The organism is Brachybacterium sp. J153, assembly GCF_036311905.1.
Lineage (GTDB): Bacteria > Actinomycetota > Actinomycetes > Actinomycetales > Dermabacteraceae > Brachybacterium.
The window spans coordinates 77,491-95,491 of record NZ_JAZDCH010000004.1 but is presented as its reverse complement, the minus strand read 5'-3'; the positions used below and the strand labels follow the sequence as shown (position 1 = coordinate 95,491).

General features: G+C 70.4%; 21 protein-coding genes, 1 tRNA gene and 2 pseudogenes. 11 read left to right on the top strand and 13 right to left on the bottom strand.

The window, feature by feature from the left end; genetic code table 11:
- The first annotated feature begins 99 nt into the window (after positions 1-99).
- The 5 genes from V1258_RS02090 to V1258_RS02070 are packed head-to-tail and all read left to right on the top strand — an operon-like array spanning position 100 to position 3,695.
- A complete protein-coding gene (locus tag V1258_RS02090; protein WP_329748128.1) occupies positions 100-537 on the top strand; it encodes a TOBE domain-containing protein in 438 nt (145 codons plus the stop codon).
- Positions 534-1,310 (top strand): molybdate ABC transporter substrate-binding protein, encoded by a 777-nt coding sequence (modA, locus tag V1258_RS02085; protein WP_329748127.1) that lies wholly within the window; start codon positions 534-536, stop codon positions 1,308-1,310. Before V1258_RS02090 ends, modA begins: the two co-directional genes overlap by 4 nt.
- A complete protein-coding gene (locus V1258_RS02080; protein WP_329748126.1) occupies positions 1,307-2,077 on the top strand; it encodes an ABC transporter permease in 771 nt (256 codons plus the stop codon). The genes modA and V1258_RS02080 overlap by 4 nt, the downstream gene beginning before the upstream one ends.
- A complete protein-coding gene (locus tag V1258_RS02075; RefSeq protein WP_329748125.1) occupies positions 2,074-3,084 on the top strand; it encodes an ABC transporter ATP-binding protein in 1,011 nt (336 codons plus the stop codon). Before V1258_RS02080 ends, V1258_RS02075 begins: the two co-directional genes overlap by 4 nt.
- The gene (locus tag V1258_RS02070) at positions 3,081-3,695 is read left to right on the top strand and encodes an endonuclease III (RefSeq protein WP_329748124.1); all 615 of its coding nucleotides are present in this window, start codon (positions 3,081-3,083) and stop codon (positions 3,693-3,695) included. The genes V1258_RS02075 and V1258_RS02070 overlap by 4 nt, the downstream gene beginning before the upstream one ends.
- Here V1258_RS02070 and V1258_RS02065 read toward each other — a convergent pair.
- Entirely contained in the window at positions 3,658-4,149 is a 492-nt protein-coding gene (locus V1258_RS02065; protein WP_329748123.1) for an alpha/beta fold hydrolase, read from the bottom strand. The genes V1258_RS02070 and V1258_RS02065 overlap by 38 nt on opposite strands.
- Here V1258_RS02065 and V1258_RS02060 point away from each other — a divergent pair.
- Positions 4,136-4,615: a GyrI-like domain-containing protein gene (locus V1258_RS02060; protein ID WP_329748122.1), complete on the top strand. Its 480-nt coding sequence runs from the start codon at positions 4,136-4,138 to the stop codon at positions 4,613-4,615. The two genes, V1258_RS02065 and V1258_RS02060, sit on opposite strands and share 14 nt — an antisense overlap.
- 27 nt (positions 4,616-4,642) lie before the next feature.
- Here V1258_RS02060 and V1258_RS02055 read toward each other — a convergent pair whose 3' ends face one another.
- The 3 genes from V1258_RS02055 to V1258_RS02045 form a co-directional block, all read right to left on the bottom strand.
- Entirely contained in the window at positions 4,643-5,065 is a 423-nt protein-coding gene (locus V1258_RS02055) for a hypothetical protein (protein ID WP_329748121.1), read from the bottom strand.
- Positions 5,066-5,110: 45 nt separating this feature from the next.
- Complete coding sequence (locus V1258_RS02050; RefSeq protein ID WP_329748120.1) at positions 5,111-5,293, bottom strand: hypothetical protein; 183 nt, start codon at positions 5,291-5,293, stop codon at positions 5,111-5,113.
- A gap of 565 nt (positions 5,294-5,858) precedes the next feature.
- The gene (locus V1258_RS02045) at positions 5,859-6,530 is read right to left on the bottom strand and encodes a hypothetical protein (protein ID WP_329748119.1); all 672 of its coding nucleotides are present in this window, start codon (positions 6,528-6,530) and stop codon (positions 5,859-5,861) included.
- 675 nt (positions 6,531-7,205) lie between these two features.
- Between V1258_RS02045 and V1258_RS02040 the strand changes: the two are divergent.
- The 4 genes and pseudogenes from V1258_RS02040 (at position 7,206) to V1258_RS02025 (ending at position 11,480) form a co-directional block, all read left to right on the top strand.
- Positions 7,206-8,486, top strand: a pseudogene (locus tag V1258_RS02040) (ISL3 family transposase).
- A 151-nt stretch (positions 8,487-8,637) separates the two neighbouring features.
- A complete protein-coding gene (locus V1258_RS02035) occupies positions 8,638-9,780 on the top strand; it encodes a calcium/sodium antiporter (protein WP_329748118.1) in 1,143 nt (380 codons plus the stop codon).
- Between the two features lie 141 nt (positions 9,781-9,921).
- A pseudogene (locus V1258_RS02030) lies at positions 9,922-10,086 on the top strand (helix-turn-helix domain-containing protein); the annotation flags it as partial.
- A 107-nt stretch (positions 10,087-10,193) separates the two neighbouring features.
- Positions 10,194-11,480, top strand: a complete 1,287-nt coding sequence (locus V1258_RS02025; RefSeq protein ID WP_442878553.1) for an ISL3 family transposase — start codon at positions 10,194-10,196, stop codon at positions 11,478-11,480.
- 115 nt (positions 11,481-11,595) lie between these two features.
- Here the strand turns inward: V1258_RS02025 and V1258_RS02020 are convergent, their stop codons facing one another.
- The 8 genes from V1258_RS02020 to V1258_RS01985 form a co-directional block, all read right to left on the bottom strand.
- Positions 11,596-12,246, bottom strand: coding sequence for a hypothetical protein (locus V1258_RS02020; protein WP_329748115.1), 651 nt, complete (start codon positions 12,244-12,246; stop codon positions 11,596-11,598).
- A gap of 22 nt (positions 12,247-12,268) precedes the next feature.
- A tRNA-Ala gene (locus tag V1258_RS02015) sits at positions 12,269-12,341 on the bottom strand.
- A gap of 70 nt (positions 12,342-12,411) precedes the next feature.
- Positions 12,412-13,047, bottom strand: coding sequence for a histidine phosphatase family protein (locus V1258_RS02010; RefSeq protein ID WP_329748114.1), 636 nt, complete (start codon positions 13,045-13,047; stop codon positions 12,412-12,414).
- Positions 13,044-13,421, bottom strand: coding sequence for a ribosome silencing factor (gene rsfS, locus V1258_RS02005; protein WP_329745398.1), 378 nt, complete (start codon positions 13,419-13,421; stop codon positions 13,044-13,046). Before rsfS ends, V1258_RS02010 begins: the two co-directional genes overlap by 4 nt.
- Positions 13,418-14,017 carry a hypothetical protein gene (locus V1258_RS02000; RefSeq protein ID WP_329745397.1) on the bottom strand — a complete coding sequence of 200 codons (600 nt, stop codon included), beginning with the start codon at positions 14,015-14,017 and terminating at the stop codon, positions 13,418-13,420. Before V1258_RS02000 ends, rsfS begins: the two co-directional genes overlap by 4 nt.
- Complete coding sequence (gene nadD, locus V1258_RS01995; protein WP_329745396.1) at positions 13,995-14,618, bottom strand: nicotinate-nucleotide adenylyltransferase; 624 nt, start codon at positions 14,616-14,618, stop codon at positions 13,995-13,997. Before nadD ends, V1258_RS02000 begins: the two co-directional genes overlap by 23 nt.
- Before the next feature lie 4 nt (positions 14,619-14,622).
- The gene (locus V1258_RS01990) at positions 14,623-14,808 is read right to left on the bottom strand and encodes a hypothetical protein (protein WP_329745395.1); all 186 of its coding nucleotides are present in this window, start codon (positions 14,806-14,808) and stop codon (positions 14,623-14,625) included.
- Positions 14,809-14,863: 55 nt separating this feature from the next.
- Positions 14,864-16,132 carry a glutamate-5-semialdehyde dehydrogenase gene (locus V1258_RS01985; RefSeq protein WP_329748113.1) on the bottom strand — a complete coding sequence of 423 codons (1,269 nt, stop codon included), beginning with the start codon at positions 16,130-16,132 and terminating at the stop codon, positions 14,864-14,866.
- Between the two features lie 50 nt (positions 16,133-16,182).
- Here V1258_RS01985 and V1258_RS01980 point away from each other — a divergent pair, with 50 nt between their 5' ends.
- A complete protein-coding gene (locus tag V1258_RS01980; protein ID WP_329748112.1) occupies positions 16,183-16,812 on the top strand; it encodes a DedA family protein in 630 nt (209 codons plus the stop codon).
- Between the two features lie 3 nt (positions 16,813-16,815).
- On the opposite strand, the gene proB is transcribed toward V1258_RS01980, so the two are convergent.
- Complete coding sequence (proB, locus tag V1258_RS01975; protein ID WP_329748111.1) at positions 16,816-18,000, bottom strand: glutamate 5-kinase; 1,185 nt, start codon at positions 17,998-18,000, stop codon at positions 16,816-16,818.
- Position 18,001 lies beyond the last annotated feature (1 nt).

Below are 18,001 nucleotides of genomic sequence, written 5' to 3'. Positions count from 1 at the left end.
GCCCGCCACCGCCCCCGCCGCGGCGCCCCGACGCACGCTGCACCCCGAGGACCACCCCGACCCACCACAGCCCGCATCTGCGGGCCTAGACTGGTCACCATGACGCAGCTGCGGGTACGTGAGGCGGCCACCTTCCTCGGGGTCAGCGAGGACACGGTGCGCCGATGGATCGAGAAGGGCACGATCACCGCGGGCACCGACGCCTCCGGGCGTCGGGTGCTCGAGGGGACGGAGGTCGCACGGCTCGCCCGCGAGCTGGCCGTGACCCCCGAGCTGCACGGGCAGACCGCCTCCTCGGCGCGCAACCGCTTCACCGGCCTCGTCACCCGTGTCGTGCAGGACACCGTCATGGCCCAGGTGGAGCTGCAGTGCGGGCCGTACCGGGTGGTCTCGCTCATGAGCAGCGAGGCCGCGCAGGAGCTGGGCCTCGAGCCCGGCAGGGTCGCGAGCGCCGTCGTCAAGGCCACCCAGGTCGTGATCGAGACCGGCCCCGAGCCGGCCCGCCCGGCCCCCGCCGTCGCGCGCGGGGACGCATGAGACGCCCGGCCCGACTGCTCGCGGCCGTCGCCGCCCTGATCCTGCTCGCCACCGGCTGCGCGAGGGGCTCGGGCTCCGACGGCGGCCCTGCCGCGGACCCGGTCACCCTGCAGGTCTTCGCGGCCGCCTCCCTGCAGGAGCCCTTCGAAGTGCTCGGGCAGCAGTTCGAGCAGGAGCACGAGGGAGTCACCGTCGAGTTCAACCTCGCCGGTTCCTCGACGCTCGTCGAGCAGATCCGGCAGGGCGCGCCCGCGGACGTCTTCGCCTCCGCCGACGAGCGGACCATGGCCACGCTCACCGAGGCCGGGCTCGCGGGCGCGGAACCCGTCGACTTCACGACGAACACCCTGATGATCGCGGTGCCCGCCGGGAATCCCGCGGGCGTCACCGATCTCGCGTCCCTCACGGAGGAGAGGCTGAACCTCGTGGTGTGCGCGCCGGAGGTGCCGTGCGGCGCGGCGACCGAGACGGTCGAGAAGGCGGCCGGCCTCGAGCTCTCCCCGGTGAGCGAGGAGCAGTCCGTCACCGACGTGCTGAACAAGGTCACGAGCGGCGAGGCCGATGCGGGCCTGGTCTACGTCACCGACGTCCGCAAGGCCGGGGACGCGGTGGAGGGCATCGCCTTCCCGGAGTCCTCGGAGGCGGTGAACGTCTACCCCATCACCACGGTGAAGGATGCGGCGAACGCCGAGCTGGGCCAGGAGTTCGTGGACCTCGTGACCGGCGAGCTGGGGCAGGTGGTCCTCGCCGACTACGGCTTCGGCGGCGCATGAGCTCCCTCCCCCGCTGGGTCCTGATCCCGGCCGTGCTCGGCGGGCTGTTCGTGCTCGTGCCGCTCCTCGCGCTCGCGAGCCGGGTGGAGTGGCGCGGATTCTGGGGGCTGATCACCTCGGAGTCCTCGCTCGCGGCGCTGCGGCTGAGCCTGCAGACCTCGCTCACCACCGCGGTCCTGTGCGTGCTGCTGGGCGTGCCGATGGCGCTGCTGCTGGCCCGGTCGAGGTTGCGCGGACTGTCGCTGCTGCGTGCGCTCGTGCTGATCCCGCTCGTGCTCCCGCCGGTCGTGGGCGGCATCGCGCTGCTGTCCACGATCGGGCGGCAGGGGCTGCTGGGCCGGCACCTCGAGGTGCTCGGGGTGCAGATCGCGTTCTCCACCACCGCGGTCGTGCTCGCCCAGACCTTCGTGGCGCTGCCCTTCCTGGTGCTCAGCCTCGAGGGGGCGCTGCGCACCGCCGGGACCCGCTACGAACAGGCCGCCGCCTCCCTCGGCGCCCGGCCCACGCGCGTCCTCACCCACGTCACCCTGCCGCTCGTGCTCCCCGCGCTAGGCTCCGGGACGGTGCTCTCCTTCGCCCGGGCGCTCGGCGAGTTCGGGGCGACGATCACCGTGGCCGGCTCGCTGCAGGGCACCACCCGCACCCTGCCGCTCGAGATCTACCTGCAGCGCGAGAGCGACCCGGACGCCGCCATCGCGCTGTCCTTCCTGCTGATGCTCGTCGCGATCGTGGTCATCGCCCTCGCGCACCGGCGGAGCGCGCCATGAGCCTCGTGCTGCGCGCCGCGGTCGCCGAGCGCGGGGTGGACCTGGAGATCGAGGTCGCCGCCGGGGAGACCGTCGCGCTGATCGGTCCGAACGGGGCCGGGAAGTCGACGGCTCTCGCGCTCGTCGCCGGCACCCTCCGCCCGTCCTCCGGTGAGGTCGCGCTCGACGGGCGGACCCTCTCGGGAACCCGCGACTGGGTGCCGCCGCATCGGCGCCGAGTCACGACCCTCGGCCAGGATCCGGTGCTGTTCCCGCATCTCACCGCCGCCGGCAACATCCGCTTCGCCCTGCGCTCCCAGGGGATGACGCGGTCGCGGGCGCGGGAGGAGTCCCGCCGCTGGCTGGACGAATTGGGGATCGGTGCGCTCGCGGGGCGTCGGCCGTCGCAGCTCTCGGGCGGGCAGGCGCAGCGGGTCGCGATCGCCCGCGCCCTCGCCGCGGATCCCCGGCTGCTGCTGCTGGACGAGCCGATGGCGGCGCTCGACGTCGACGTCGCGCCGACGCTCCGCGAGCAGCTGCGCGACTTCCTCGCCGAGCGGACCGCGCTGATCGTCAGCCACGACGTGCTCGACGTGCTCACCCTCGCCGACCGCGTCATCGTGCTGGACGGGGGCACGGTCCGGGAGCAGGGGCCGACGGCCGAGCTCCTCACCCGTCCCCGCACCGCCTTCGCGGCCCGCTTCGCCGGGCTGAACCTGGTCCGCGGCACCTGGGACGGGAGTCGCGTGGCGCTCGGGGGCGGGGAGGGGATCTCCGCCCGCTGCGGGCTCGCGCCGGGCGCGGCGGTCCTCGCCGCCTTCCGTCCGGCCGGGGTGCGCCTCGTCGAGGACCGCGGTCTGCGGCGCACCGTGCAGAGCCTCGCCCCGCGCGGGGACCTCGTGCGCGTGCAGACGGAGGACCTCGCCGCCGACCTCCCTCCCCAGGAGGTCGCCCGCCGTCATCTGGTGCCGGGCACCGCGGTGCGGCTGGCGGCCGCCGCGGAGGACGTGACAGCCTACGAGGCGTGATCGACCTCCGGGACCTGCAGCGGGAGCTGCTCGCCCGCCACGGCCCGCTGGGCTGGTGGTGGCCCGGGGAGGAGCCCTTCGAGATCGCGCTCGGCGCGGTGCTGGTCCAGCGCAGCCGATGGGAGCAGGCCGCCGCGGCACTCGCCGCACTCGCCGACGCGGGCCTCCGCAAGCCCGCCCCGCTCGCCGCGGCCGAGGAGGAGCGGGTGCGGGAGCTGGTCCGCGCCGCCGGCTTCCCGCGCACGAAACCGCGTCGCGTGCAGGCGCTGGCCACCTGGTGGGCGGCGCGCGCCGTCCGGGCGGCGGACCTCCCCGACGAGGCGCTGCGTCGCGAGCTGCTGGGCGTCGAGGGCATCGGCGAGGAGACGGCCGACGCGATCTCGCTCTACTGCTTCCGTCGGCCCGCCTTCCTGTGCGACGAGTACGCCCGGCGGGCTCTAGCAGCCCGGGGCGCCGAGGTGCCCGGGTCCTACCGAGCCTTCGCCCGGGCGATCCGCCCCGCGCTCGCGGTGGCGGGATTCAGCGTGCCGGAGCTCGCGGAGCTGCACGGGCTGATCGTCGAGGAGGGGAAGCTCAGAGGAGCTCGAGGAGCCGCAGCACCTCGCCCGTGAACCGCTCCGGCGCCTCGAGGTTCGGGTAGTGCGCCGCCCCGGGGATCTCGACATGGCGGGAGGGCCCGCCGACCGAGCGGGCGAGCCGCTCCCCCATGGCGCGATGATCCACCCCGTCGAGCGCCCCGGAGAGCGCGAGCACCGGGACGGTGATGGACCCGAGCCGATCCCACGTCCCGGTGACCGGCGTGGGCGGCACCGGCGGCAGCGGCAGCCCGTCGGGCCCGACGCGCAGGTGCTGGGCCAGGGTGTCGCGGGCCATGGTGTCGATGAGCTCCCACACCGCCGGATCGACTTGCTCACGGGTGCGATGCGGGCCCGCCGTGAAGCGCTGGAAGACAGCGATCCACGCCTCGGCGTCCCGGCCCTGCTCCGCCTCGCGCCAGTCGGCGAAGGCCTGCAGCGCCCAGGGGTCGGCGAACTCCGGCTCGCTGGTCCCGGTGCCGCTGATCACGGAGTACAAGGCAGCGCTCGGGGCGCTCTACCCGCTCGCCTACCGGCTGACGTTCCGCTCGACGCGGGAACTGGGCCGGGATGACGTGGTCCCGCCGCTCGAAGGTCTGTGGTGGGCCGAGGATATGGAGGCCTTCACCTCCCGGCGCGACAAGGACCGCTGGCAGTGGCGGCTGATACTCATGACGCCCGAGTGGATCACCGCCGCCGACGTGGACGCGGTGAGGGAGGGCTCCGCGGTCCGTTGGGAGGAGTTCGAGGAAGGGCTCTGCGTGCAGACCCTGCACGTCGGCCCGTATGACGCCGAGGGGCCCGTGCTCGAGCGGATGCACGATGAGGAGATTCCGTCTCGCGGCCTCGAGCGGACCGGCCTTCACCACGAGATCTATCTCGGGGATCCGCGACGGGCCGCCCCAGAGCGTCTGCGCACGGTGCTGCGCCAGCCGGTGCGCCGACTCCAGCCCTGAGGCGAGACCGTCCCGGGACGGCTCGGCTCAGTCCAGGCCGTCCGCCACGAGCTCGCAGCTGGCCTCGGTGATCTCGTGTTCCTGTCCCCAGCCGCCGACGATCCGACTTGTGCTCGTCACGCGCAGCCGATCCCCGTTGCGCGTGATGCCGAATCCGCCGTACATGCCCGGGAAGGCGAGCCAGAGCCGCAGGTCGCTCTCGCGGGCCAGGAGCTCGGTGGGCACCGGCCGGAGCCGCACCGGGTCCAGATGCGCGGTGCGCGCGGCAATTAGGGCGGCGAGGTGCCGGTCCCAGGCGTCATGGCGGTGTACCTCTCCGGGCTCGAGATCCGCCACGGCGAGCAGATCCTCCAGGTGGTCGTGCCTGCGCCGGGTCGAGAGATCCACGGGCCGGTCGCCGTCGGCGGTGCGCAGCGACCGCCACGCCCCACGGCGCAGGAGCGCCTCCACCACGTTCCGCGGCGCCCCCCGCCAGGCGGCCTGGTGCAGCGGGGCTTACCAGGAGTCGCTGCCGATCCGCCACTGGTTCACGGTGAGCCAGTGGGAGGAGTCGAGCGCCTCGAGCACCTCCGGCCACGCCCCCGCCCGTGCCGCATCGGCCAGGCGATGCACCTCCGCCACGAACCCGGAGGACAGCGCCTCCGGGTCGATCACCCCGGGCCAGTCCGCATATCCCACGCCGCTCTCCTCTCGACCCGCTCCGCCCTGCACGTCCCCGATGCGCACCAGTGTCCCTCCCGCGACCCCCGCGCGTCCGGCGAGCGCCGCCCTAGACCACCCGCGCCCTCCCCCGGACGGCATCGCGTGCTGCATCTGGACCGGATTCCGAGGGCGGAAGTGGTTCAGACGCAACACTCGGCGAGAAAGGCGGGCCATCGCGCGGCCGAGTCGACGAGGCACGAAGCCGAGGGAGCTTCAGAGAATTGAATCAGCCGATCAACGCTGTACAGCTGCGTGGAGCAGCCGGAGCTGCGGTTGGCCGTGGCCGAAGACGCGTGAGTCCTGGGACGAGTGAGGGAGGCGTTATGGGTGCGTCAGCCAGCGCTGATCGGCTGTCGACTGTCCCTCGGGCACCCCGCTCGACGTCTTCTGTCCCTTGGAGCGGGATGCGCACCCCAACAGGAGTGCCACTCCGATGACGAGTGTCGCACCGACCGCCGCCAAGAACAGGCTTTCGCGATAGGCAGCGCCGCGTAGCGGTGACGCCGAGGAGTCGGCGCCGATCTGGCGTTGACCCTCGGCCTTAATCGGGCGGTTGCGCGGAGATCGTCACCTCGCCGCGAAACCCTGCGGCATGGATTGCGAGGACCGAGAGGTCGATGAGGTAGGCGCCGTGCAGCTCGGTCCACCTCATCTCCTCGACGAGCAGGCCCACACGGGACGACGTGGCCTCAGTCGAGCGGGGATAGTCCCTGCCTCCAAGGGAGAGAAGCTCACGGATTCCGTCCCCGAACTGGCCTGTAGTGGGAAGGACGTCGGCGCCCGTCGCTGAAGGGCAGTGCAGCGACACCCTGATTCCTTCTGCACTGTCGGTGCGATGGGCGAGGTTTGCAATCCAGCTGCTCGGCTGCCAGCTCGGTTCGGTGTCGGTGATCTCAGTCGAGACCCGTAATCCAGTGATCTCGGCCCGGCCGCAGGCACGAAGCACCTGCGCGACGCTGAGGACCAGGCTCGTCAGGAGGGCATCTTCGGCGGGTGCAGTCGTCTCAATGATCGCCAGTGGTCCGTCAGTTCTGGACGCGTCCCGGAGCTGGGCGTCGAGCCCCGAGAACCACCCGGCCCGCCCTTCCGGCGGCCAGAGCATCCGTCCGTACGCGACCAGGAGGCTCCATAGGTCTTTCCCGCCACGCGCCCTTTTTGCCAGCGGCCCGTTGGGATCGGTTTGCAGCTCCCCGAGAACTTCGAGCCGGGTCACCATGCCTCCATGCGTAGGGACGGGATCAGACCGCGCATCGGTCCCGACGGTTCAACCTGACCTCGGAGTTCACCGGCATCTACGAGACCATCCTCGACCCCACAAACCGACTCACGCCGAGTTCTGGCAACGCACCGGCCAACTCCACCCCGACATCTACTTGGAGCACAACGAAGAAACCCTGCCCCACGATCAGTGGGGCAGGGTTGGAACTTCGACCAGATGATGGACCTAGCGGGAGGCTTGTCGAAACCTGCCCCCTCACTGGTTCGCATGGGCTCGATGCATCGGTCGATCCGCGTCCGTCAACGCCGGGTCCGTCCTCTCGAGCCGCGCGCCCGAAAGCTCCCTCGCGTGAGCGAGGAGATGCTGGCTCGAGCAGAGGCACGCTACGCGGCGGGCGCCACGTTACGAGAGATTGCAAAGGAACTCGGACTTGGGCGGGAGCGGCTGGCATCGCTGCTGCGATCGCGGGGTGTGCGATTGCGGCGTGCAACGCCATCGAACAGGGAGGTCCGGGAAATGAGGCCCTTCGCAGATGAGGGGGTAGCTGCGGAGTGTGGGGTGGGCGCGCCGGTGCCGGGATAGACGTCGAGGTCTCCCGATGATGGAAGTTCTCACGCTCGCCATCAGGACGACCTCGACGTACCCAACGCTACCTTCGACAGCCCCGATCTGACGACCTTCACGCGCCTGGACGAGCTCGGCCTCGTCGCTGTCGGTCAGTGGCTCACGACCGAGCGGGCGGTGCTCGAATGCCGACTCGCCGAGGAAGTCCGTGGTGCCGCGCCTGCGGAGCGAGGTCGACCTCGCGCGGCACGATCGCCCGGCCCCTCGCTCACCAGCCGTTCGGCCACCGGCCCACGACGCTGCTGGTGCGGATCCGGCGGTACCGGTGTGATCACTGCGGGAACCGCTGGCGCGAGGACACCACTCGCGCAGCACCCGAGCGGGCGAAGCTCTCTCGCGGCGGGATGCGGTGGGCACTGGAAGCCCTGGTCATCGATCACCTCACGATCGCACGGGTCACCGCCAGGCTAGGGGGTCGCCTGGCACACCGCCAACGACGCCGTCCTCGCCGAGGGCCAGCGGCTGCTGATCGATGACCCCGCCCGCTTCGACGCCGTCCGCGTGATCGGGGCCGACGAGCACGTATGGCGCCACACCCGGCGCGGCGACAAGTACGTCACCGTGATCATCGACCTCACCCCAGCCAGGGACAAGACCGGCCCGGCGAGGCTGCTGGACATGATCCCCGGCCGCTCCAAAGCAGCGTTCAAGGCCTGGCTCGAGGCCCGCCCCAAGGCATGGAAGGACCGCATCGAGGTAGTGGCGATGGACGGGTTCACCGGATACAAGACCGCCGCCGGCGAGGCCCTCCCAGGCGCGGTCGCGGTCATGGATCCCTTCCACGTCGTCCGCCTCGCCGGAGACGCACTGGACGACTGCCGACGACGCGTCCAGCAGCAGCTCCACAAGCGCAGGGGCCGCAAGGACGACCCCCTCTACAAGACTCGCCGCACCCTCCACACCGGCACCAAGCTGCTGACCGACCGCCAACGCCAGCGCCTCAGCAGCCTGTTCGAGCGAGAGAAGCACGTTGCGGTCGAGGTGACCTGGGAGATCTACCAGGCGATGGTCGCCGCCTACCGAGAACCCGACCGGGCGAAAGCCAAAGCGAAGATGGGTAAGCTCATCACCGCGCTGAGCAAGCGCGTCCCGGACGCCTTGCCCGAGCTGGCCAAGCTCGGCCGAACACTGACGAAACGCGCAACCGACGTGCTGGCCTTCCTCGACCGACCGGGCACCAGCAACGGTCCGACAGAGGCGATCAACGGCCGGCTCGAACACCTCCGCGGCTCCGCCCTCGGGTTCCGCAACCTCACCCACTACATCGCCCGCAGCCTCCTCGAAGCAGGAGGCTTCAGGCCCCACCTACACCCTCAAATGCGATGAGCCGGATTACGAGACTCGACACCCCGTATCATCCCAGGCCAGGAGCACCTTTCTCTATTACGCCCACCCGTCGAGACCACACCCCAGTGAAATCTCGAGGTCAGCGGGTGCTCGTGGCAGGGCCTGAACTGTGGGCCGTACACTCCTACTCATGGATGTGCTTGATATTGGACGGGTCGTGATCGGACTGGTGCTGCTGGTCTTGGGTGGGGAATTTTTGGTGCGTGGGGCGTCAGCACTGGCCGGACGTTTCGGGATTTCGTCATTGGTGATCGGTCTCACCGTAGTGTCAGCGGCGACGTCGGCACCCGAGTTCGCAGTGAGCGTCGGTGCTGTACTGCGTGATGAACCGGGGCTTGCCGTGGGCAATGTGGTTGGCAGCAACATCGTTAATGTCCTGCTCATCCTGGGACTGTCCGCGCTGGTCGTTCCCCTCGCTGTAAAGCGGAGGCTGGTCCGCTTTGACCTGCCCCTGATGGTCGTCTTGTCAGTTCTACTGCTCCTTGTGTCCCTGGATGGGAGGATCAGTGCGGTGGACGGGCTGATACTATTTTTCGGTGTGGTGGTCCATACAAAAATGACCGTGGTGATTAGTCGGCGGGACGCCAAGACCGCGGTGAATACCCGGGAAGGGACAGGAGATTCGGCAACCGTCGATCCAGCCGACGAGGAAGGGGCTGCGCTAGGCGCCTCGGTCGGCAGGTCGCTCTTCTTCGTGCTGCTGGGGGTCGCGTTGCTGGTCGCCGGTGCCACGCTGCTCGTGGAAGGAGCAGTGAACATAGCCACCACGTTGGGCGTAAGCAGCCTCGTGGTCGGACTGACCGTTGTGGCTGTCGGGACATCGCTGCCCGAGCTGGCGACGTCCATCATTGCCGTGCGTCGCGGTGAACGGGACCTAGCGGTGGGCAACGTGGTCGGCAGCAATATCTTCAACATAGGGGTAGTGCTAGGACTACCCGCGCTCATCTCTCTTGAGGGCATTCCCGTATCCGGCGCCGCAGTGGCCTTCGATATCCCAGTAATGCTGGCGGCCGCAGTGGTACTGCTGCCGATCGCGTTCACGGGCTTCGCGGTGGCGCGTTGGGAGGGCGGCTTGTTCGTGGTTTTGTACGCCGCCTACACCGGATACCTCGTTCTGGCTGCCACAGCGCACGATGCACTGGAGGGATTCACCGTAGCCATGGCATGGTTCGTGCTGCCGTTAATCGCACTGACGCTCATTTCCTTTACAGCCTACGAAATCGGGCTCCGCAAGGGACGCCGAGACCTGGACCAGACCACGACTTCGACGTAGACCGTCGAGTGCATTCGGCTGCTGGCTTCATTCAGGTCGTCGGCTGAATGTAAATCGGCAAGAGATGACTGTCGGTTGGTGGTGTCATAGCGTCGTAGCAACACTCCCGGTCCGTGGGGGCTCGAGGCGAGGAGGCCTGGGATGGTGCGGCGGCGACTCACGTTCACGGAGCGGATGGAGATCTCGACGGGATCGAAGGCCGGGTGGGGAGTCCGGAAGATCGCGTCTCACCTGGGTAGATGCCCTTCGGTGGTCTCCAGAGAGCTTCGACCGAACTCGACGAAGACGCGCGGCTATCAGGCTCTTCAAGGTTCGTGGTGAAGGAGAGCGTCGCGTCGCTGGCGTAGAACGGCCCGTGGTCCTGCTGTGATGGGTGTTGTCAAGACATCCACACCTCAGAGGACCACGAGCCTGTGCACGAGAATACTGGTTCGCAGCGTGATGCTGCGAGCACGATCTTCAACTTGCCCGATTACCGCGTCACAGACGCGATCGACCTGCCCGACGGAGGCCGTCGAGTGGTGATCGAATCCATCGAGCCGCCGGGCTGTCCGTCCTGCGGGGTGCTCGCGACCAAGGTCCACTCCCGCCGGTCCCAGAAGGTGCGCGACGTCCCCGTGGCCGGGGCGGTGGAGGTGGTGTGGGCCAAGCGGCGCTGGTTCTGCCTCGAGCCGGCCTGCGCCCGGCGCACGTTCTGGGAAGCCACCGATCAGGTCCCTTACCGTGCGCGTTCGACGACCCGGCTGCGGGATCAGGTCGTCTCCGCGGTGCTCACCTCGGGCCGGGCTGCCTCCGAGGTCGCCCGGGCCCATGGCGTCTCGTGGTGGCTGGTCCAGTCCGCGCTGGCGGCGGCCGCAGTGGTCCTCCCCGCCGCCGAGGACGTGCGAGTGACGCGCCTGGGCATCGATGAGCACCGCTACCGGTCGGTGCGCTGGTTCCGCACCGATGAAGGTGCCTGGAGACGGTTCGAGCCATGGATGACGACCCTGGTCGACCTGACCACCGGACAGGTCCTCGGCGTCGTCGACGGCCGGGACTCCACCGCCGTCGGTGACTGGCTTGCCCAGCGCTCTGAGGACTGGCGGGAGCGGATCGAGATCGTCGCGATCGATCCCTCGGCCGCGTTCCGCAAAGCACTGCGGACCTACCTGCCCCGCGCTGCGGTCTCGGTCGACAAGTTCCACCTCGTCAAGCTCGGGAACGACATGGTCACCGCCGTGCGGCAACGCCTGGCCCGCACCCATCACGGTCGCCGGGGTCGGAAGGATGACCCGGCCTGGGCGCACCGGATGCTCCTGCTGCGCGGCGCTGACACCCTCACCCCGAGGGCGTGGGAGCGGTTGGAGAGGGTATTCCGCACCGATGACCCCACCGACGAGCTCTCCGCCGCCTGGGGCATCAAGGAGCAGCTCCGCCGCCTGCTGGCCACCGACACCCTCGCCCAGGCCTGGAACGAACGGATGCGGATGGGCTACTTCGTCCAGATCGCGAACATGCCCGAGGCGACCAAGCTCTACGACACCGTCGTGACCTGGTGGGACGCGATCGAGGTCCTCATCGTCACCGGCGCGACCACCGCCCGGGTCGAGGCCGCGAACACCGGCATCAAGAACATCAAACGCATCGGCCGTGGCTTCCGCAACGCCGAGAACCACCGGATGCGTATCCTGCTGACCAGCGCCGCGAAAACCGTAGCGTGAATACCCGCCACAGCAGGGTCATTCACCACGAACCGCGAAGAGCCCGGTTGACCCCCATCGAATACGAGACCATCATGAATCCCGCCGTGGACCTCGCGGCCTGACACCCCAACTGTCACCTGATCGTGCGGCAGTCCCCGGGGACCGCTACGAGTACTTCACCTGCTCCGGACGACGCCGCAAGACCACCAACTGCACCCGCTCCGCGATCCTCGCCGAACGCGCCGAAGCCGAGATCGAACGCACCTACCAGCGCAACTCCCTCAGCCCAGCCCAAGCTGAGCACGTCCGGAAAGTCCTCAACGACGTCTTCGACCAGCTCGAAGGATCCAGCGAGGACGAACGCAAGCTCCTGACCGTCCAACGCGACAAACTCGAAGCCGAACGCCTCAAACTCGTCCAAGCTCACTACGCCGACGCGATCCCCCTCGACCTCCTCAAAAGCGAACAAGACCGCATCCGCGCCAGCCTCGACCAGATCACCACCCGGCTCGACAACCTCACCGACACCTACGCCGACGCCCGAACCGGCTTGGACCAGCTCACCGACCTCCTCGTCGACCTCGACGACCTCTACAACAAGTGCGAACCAACCGAACGACGCATCCTCAACCGCGCCCTGTTCACCCGCATCACCATCGACGACGAAGAGAACGCCACCTACACACCCGAGCAGACCACCGCCAGCATCCTCGCCCACACCAACATCGACGCCCCGGCGGACGTCACCGCATAAACAAAACTGCCCCGCCATCAGGCGGGGCAAGTTTCGATTTTCTCATCTTACGTGGAGCTAAGGGGATTCGAACCCCTGACCTCTTCCATGCCATGGAAGCGCGCTACCAACTGCGCCATAGCCCCGTGCGGTGCTCTCGCACCACGTCGGTGCCGCCCCTCGAGGCGACTCGTCGATATTACATCGTCCCTGGACTCAGGTGAAATCGGGACTGAGGTTGTGTGACAGCAACCTCATCCGCCGCCCCTCGGGGTCCGCGGAGAGCGGCTCGAGCACCGAGCGGTGACAGTTCTCGAGGCCGGCGAGGCCGCGGAACTCGGAGGTGTGCAGGCCGAGCAGCTCGGTGATGCCGAGGGTGATCGCGGCGCCGTGCGCGACGATCAGGACGGTCCGCCCGGGGTTCTCCCCCACGTGCCGTAGGCAGCTCGCCGCGAAGCGCTCGGCGACCCCCTCGCGGCTCTCGATACCGAGCCCGTCGACCCGGCGATGCTCGCGGTGGTCGGCGAGCTGCTGCGGCCAGCGGGCGCGGATCGCATCGCTGTGCAGGCCCTCCCAATGTCCGAAGCCGCGCTCGACGAGCGCCTGGTCGGTGCTCACCGGGAGTCCGCACGCCTCGCCGATGGTCCGCGCCGTCTCGAGCGCGCGGCCGAGCGGGGACGCGAGGATCAGATCGGGCGGGTTCTGGGCGACGGCGCGTGCGACCGCCCGTGCCTGCGTGCGACCGGTCTCGTTCAGGGGGATGTCGACCTGCCCCTGCAGGCGGCCGTCGCGGTTGTAGTCCGTCTGGCCGTGCCGCACCAGCACCAGCCGCGTCGGGGCGGCGGAGCTCATTCCCCGCGGTCCGCGTCGATCTGCAGATCGATCACGGGGGCGTCGCGCCACAGCCGCTCGAGAGCGTAGAAGGCGCGGTCCTCCGCGTGCTGGACGTGCACGACGATGTCGCCGTAGTCGAGCAGCACCCAGCGGGCGTCGCGCTCCCCCTCGCGGCGCAGGGGCTTGCGGCGGCGCTGCTTCAGCAGCTCCTCCTCGACGCCGTCGACGATCGCGGAGACCTGCCGCTCGGAGTCGCCGCTGCACACCAGGAAGACGTCGGTGATCACGACCTGCTCGGAGACGTCGAGGCCGATCACCTCCGCCGCGAGCTTGTCGGCGGCGGCCTGGCCGGCCACGCGGGCGAGATCGAGGGACTCTTCGGGGGCGCTCACGCGGATGCTTCCTCCAGGAGGGGCGGGACGAGGGACGGGTCGATCGGGTGCACGGGCAGCAGCCCGGCGAGGGCCTGCGCCTGGGCGGGGCCGATGATGCCGGTCAGCAGCAGGACCACGAGAGCCACCAGGGCCGCGGCGATGAGGATCCACACCAGCCACAGCAGCGGGCGACCGCCCGAGCGCTCGGGGCGGTGCAGCACCTGCCCCTCGAAGCGGGGCGCGGGGCGCGGATCGGGCGCCTCGGAGACGGAGAGCTCGCCGAGCTCCACGCCGTCCTTGTCGCGGTCGATGACGACGGTCGCGGTCGTGGATTCAGCACCCGCCGTCTGTCCCGACGCGGAGTCATCCGCCGCGGACCCCTCGACGGGCGCGCTCGGCACGGACTCGGGCGCCTCGCTCAGCTCGATGATGCGGGCGCGGCGGCCGAACTTGCGCAGGGTCGGCACGGGGGCGTCGGCCGTCGGCGCGGCGACCGCTCCCCGGATCCCCGGGGCGGCCGTCACAGCGACGGGGCCGGTGATCTCCTCGGGCGGCAGCGCGCGGGCGCGCCGGCCGTGGCGCGGTGCGCTCTCAGTCGTCTCCGACTCGGTCATCGCGGTCACCTCCTGTGTAGAGGGCGTACTTGTTGATGTACTGCACCACCCCGTCGGGCACGAGGTACCAGACGGGCGCACCGGCGGCGACCCGCTCGCGGCATGCGGTCGAGCTGATCGCCATCGCCGGCACCTCGATGAGGGTCACCCCGTCGGCCGGGAGCCCCTCGGTGTCCAGCTCGTGGCCGGGTCGGGTCACGCCGACGAAATGCGCGAGGGAGAAGATCTCCTCGGAGTCCTTCCAGGTGAGGATGGACTGCAGCGCGTCGGCGCCGGTGATGAAGAAGAGGTCCGCGTCGGGATGCTGGCGGCGCAGGTCGTGCAGGGTATCGATGGTGTACGTGGAGCCGGGCCGGTCGATGTCGACGCGGGAGACCGTGAACACGGGGTTCGCGGCCGTCGCGACGACGGTCATCAGGTAGCGGTGCTCGGGATCGGAGATCTCCCGATCCGCCTTCTGCCAGGGACGACCGGTGGGGACGAAGACCACCTCGTCGAGGCCGAAGACGCTCTGCACCTCGCTGGCCGCGACCAGGTGCCCGTGATGGATCGGATCGAAGGTCCCACCCATCACGCCGATGCGTCGGCGCTGCAGCTCCACGCGCTCAGTGATCGCCGGAGTGGTCGTTCTCCCCGGACCGCTTGCGCTGGTTGAGACCGCCGGTCAGCAGGGTCACGCCGAGCAGGATCATCAGGGAGACGAACATGCCCAGGCCGATCACGGCCGGGGGAAGACCGCCCTCGGCGGAGTGCGAGCCGGCTTCGGCGAGGATCAGGAGCTGGTCGATCATTGTGAACGGGGCCTTTCCATGGTGGACCGGGCCATCATCCCACAACCGCCAGGCCTCACGGGCGCACGTGCCCCTGTCCCACGACGATCCACTTCCCGGTCGTGAGCTCCGTCAACCCCATCGGCCCGCGGGCGTGGAGCTTCTGGGTGGAGATGCCGATCTCGGCGCCGAACCCGAACTCCCCGCCGTCGGCGAAGCGGGTCGAGGCGTTCGCCATCACCACGGCGGAGTCGACCTCGGCGAGGAAGCGCTGCTGGCTGGGGAGATCCCTGGTCAGGATCGACTCGGTGTGCCCGGTGGAGTGCTCGCGGATGTGCTCGAGGGCCGCGTCGAGATCCTCCACCACCGCGACGGCGAGATCGAGGGCGAGGTACTCGGTGTCCCAGTCCGCGGGCTCGGCCTCGGTGCTCTCGACGCCCGCCGTGGCGAGGATCTCGCGGGCGGCGGGATCCGCGTGCAGGGTCACGCCGGCGCCGACGAGGGCGGTGCCGAGGCGGGGCAGAGCCTGCTCGGCGATCCCGCGGTGGACCAGCAGGGTCTCGAGCGCGTTGCACACGCCGATCCGCTGCGTCTTCGCGTTCAGCACGATCGCCTCCGCCTGGTCCAGGTCGGCGCTCGCGTCGACCAGCACGTGGGTGTTGCCGGTGCCGGTCTCGATGACGGGCACGAGGGAGTTCTCGACGACGCGACGGATCAGGCCCGCCCCGCCGCGCGGGATCAGCACGTCCACCAGGCCGCGGGCGCGCATCAGCACGTCCACCCCCTCGCGGCCGTGCTCGTCGATCCCGACGACCAGGTCCTCCGGCAGGCCGTGCTCGGCGAGCACCGAGCGCAGCACGGCGATCAGCGCCGTGTTGGAGTGGAGGGCGGCGGAGCCGCCGCGGAGCACGACGGCATTGCCGGACTTCAGGGCGAGGCCCGCGGCGTCGACGGTGACATTGGGCCGGGCCTCATAGACCATGCCGACCACGCCGAGCGGGACCCGCACCTCGCGCAGCTCGAGCCCGTTGGCGAGCACGGAGCCCCGGATCACCTCCCCGACCGGATCGGGCAGGGCGGCGGCGTCGCGCAGCTGCTGGGCGATGCTCGCCACCCGCTGCGGATCCAGGGCGAGGCGGTCCCGCAGGCCCGCGGCCATCCCGGAGGCGTCGGCGGCCGCGAGGTCCAGCGCGTTGGCGGCGGTGATCTCGTCCGCGCGGGCGACCAGGGCGTCCGCCATGGCGAGCAGGACCGTGTCCTTGCGGTCCCGGTACAGGCGCGCGAGCTGCGGCTGGGCGCGCTTCGCAGCACGGGCGGCGTCGGTCACGAGGGTCTCAGCGTCCATGCGGGGAGTCTACGAGGGTTCCCCCAGGTGGGGTCCGTAGCGTCTGGTCAATGGACTCCGTGATGCACCTGCTCGACGTGGTCATGGCGTCGCCATGGCTCTACCTCGTCGTGCTCACGGTGGTGGCGATCGACTCCGTGCTCCCGGTGATGCCGGGCGAGACCGTGGTGATCACGGCGGGGGCGTACGCCGTGGTGCAGTCCTCCCCCGAGGCCTGGTGGCTGCTGGCCGCGACGGTCGCGGGCGCCCTGATCGGCGATGTCACGGCGCACCACCTGGGTCGGCGGGCCGGGCCCCTCGCCCAGCGCCTGCGTCGGTTCCAGGCCGGGGAGAAGCTCTTCGCCTGGGCCGAACGGGGGCTGCTCGGCCGCGGCGGCATGCTGATCGTCGGCGCCCGCTTCATCCCGGGCGGCCGCACCGCGACCTCGCTCGCCTCGGGCATGGTCCGTTACCCGCGCTGGCGGTTCGTGGCCTGGGCGCTGCTGGCCGGTTCGGCCTGGGCGATCTACAACGTCGGGATCGGCATGATCGGCGGGCTCGCCTTCCGCGACCAGCCGCTGCTGGGCGTGCTGCTCGGCGTCGGCTTCGCGCTGCTGGTGGGCCTGATCATCGAGCGGGTCCGCACGAGCCGAGCCGCCAGCGGAGACCGCTCACCCGGCGTGGTCCTCCCCGAGGCCTGAACCTCAGGCGCTCGCGTCGGTGGGGCGCAACGGGGAGCCGAGGATGACCATCGCATCGCGATGCACCACCGAGCGGCCGTAGTTCTCCCCGAGCCGCTCCCGCAGCTCCGCGGTGGTCAGCCCGGCCATGACCCGCAGGTCCTCGCTCCCGTAGGCGACGAGGCCGCGGGCGATCACGGTGCCGTCGGGCGCGGCGATGTCGACCGGCACCCCGGCGGAGAAGGCGCCGTCCACGGCGGTGATGCCCACCGCGAGGAGCGAGCGTCGGCGCGAGCTGATCGCGGCGGCCGCGCCCTCGTCCAGGCGCAGGGTGCCCGCACCGCGGGTCGCGTACCGCAGCCACACCAGGCGCGAGCGGCGCCGGCCGGTCTGCGCCGGGAAGAAGGTGCCGACGTCCTTCCCGCTGACCGCTTCGCCGAAGCGGGAGGCGCGGGTGAGCACGGTGGCGGTGCCGGTCGTCGCGGCGTGGTGGGCGGCGTCGAGCTTGGTGACCATCCCGCCCGTGCCGACCTTCGAGCCGACCGAGCCGACCTTGACATCCACGAGGGCGGCGAAGTCGTCGACCACGCTGATCCGCTCGGCATCGGGGTCGGCGGGGTTCTTGGTGTACAGCCCGTCGACGTCGGTGAGCAGCACCAGCAGGTCCGCGCCGAGCAGCTGGGCGACGAGCGCGGCCAGGCGGTCGTTGTCGCCGAAGCGGATCTCGTGGGTGGCCGTGGTGTCGTTCTCGTTGATCACCGGGATGACGCCCATGGTGAGCATCGCCTCGAGGGCCGAGCGCACGTTGCGATAGGTGTCGGGGCGGATCACGTCGGCCTCGGTGAGCAGCAGCTGTCCCGAACGGCGGCCATGGGCACCGAAGGCCGCCGCCCAGGCGGTCGCGAGCAGGGTCTGGCCGACGGCCGCGCAGGCCTGCTGGGTGGGCACGTCCCGGGGACGCGTCTCGAGTCCCAGCGGGCCGAGCGCCGCGGCGATCGCGCCGGAGGACACCAGCACCACGTCCCAGTCCTGGCGCAGGAGCTCGGCGACCTGGTCGGCGATGAGGCGCAGCGCCGTCTCGTCCAGGTGCCCGTCGGCGCGGGTGAGGCTCGAGGAGCCGATCTTGACCACCGCGCGGCGCGGTCCGGGGATGTCGGTGCGCGCGAGCAGACGCGCCGGCTGATGCGGCTCCGCGGGGACGGTGACCATG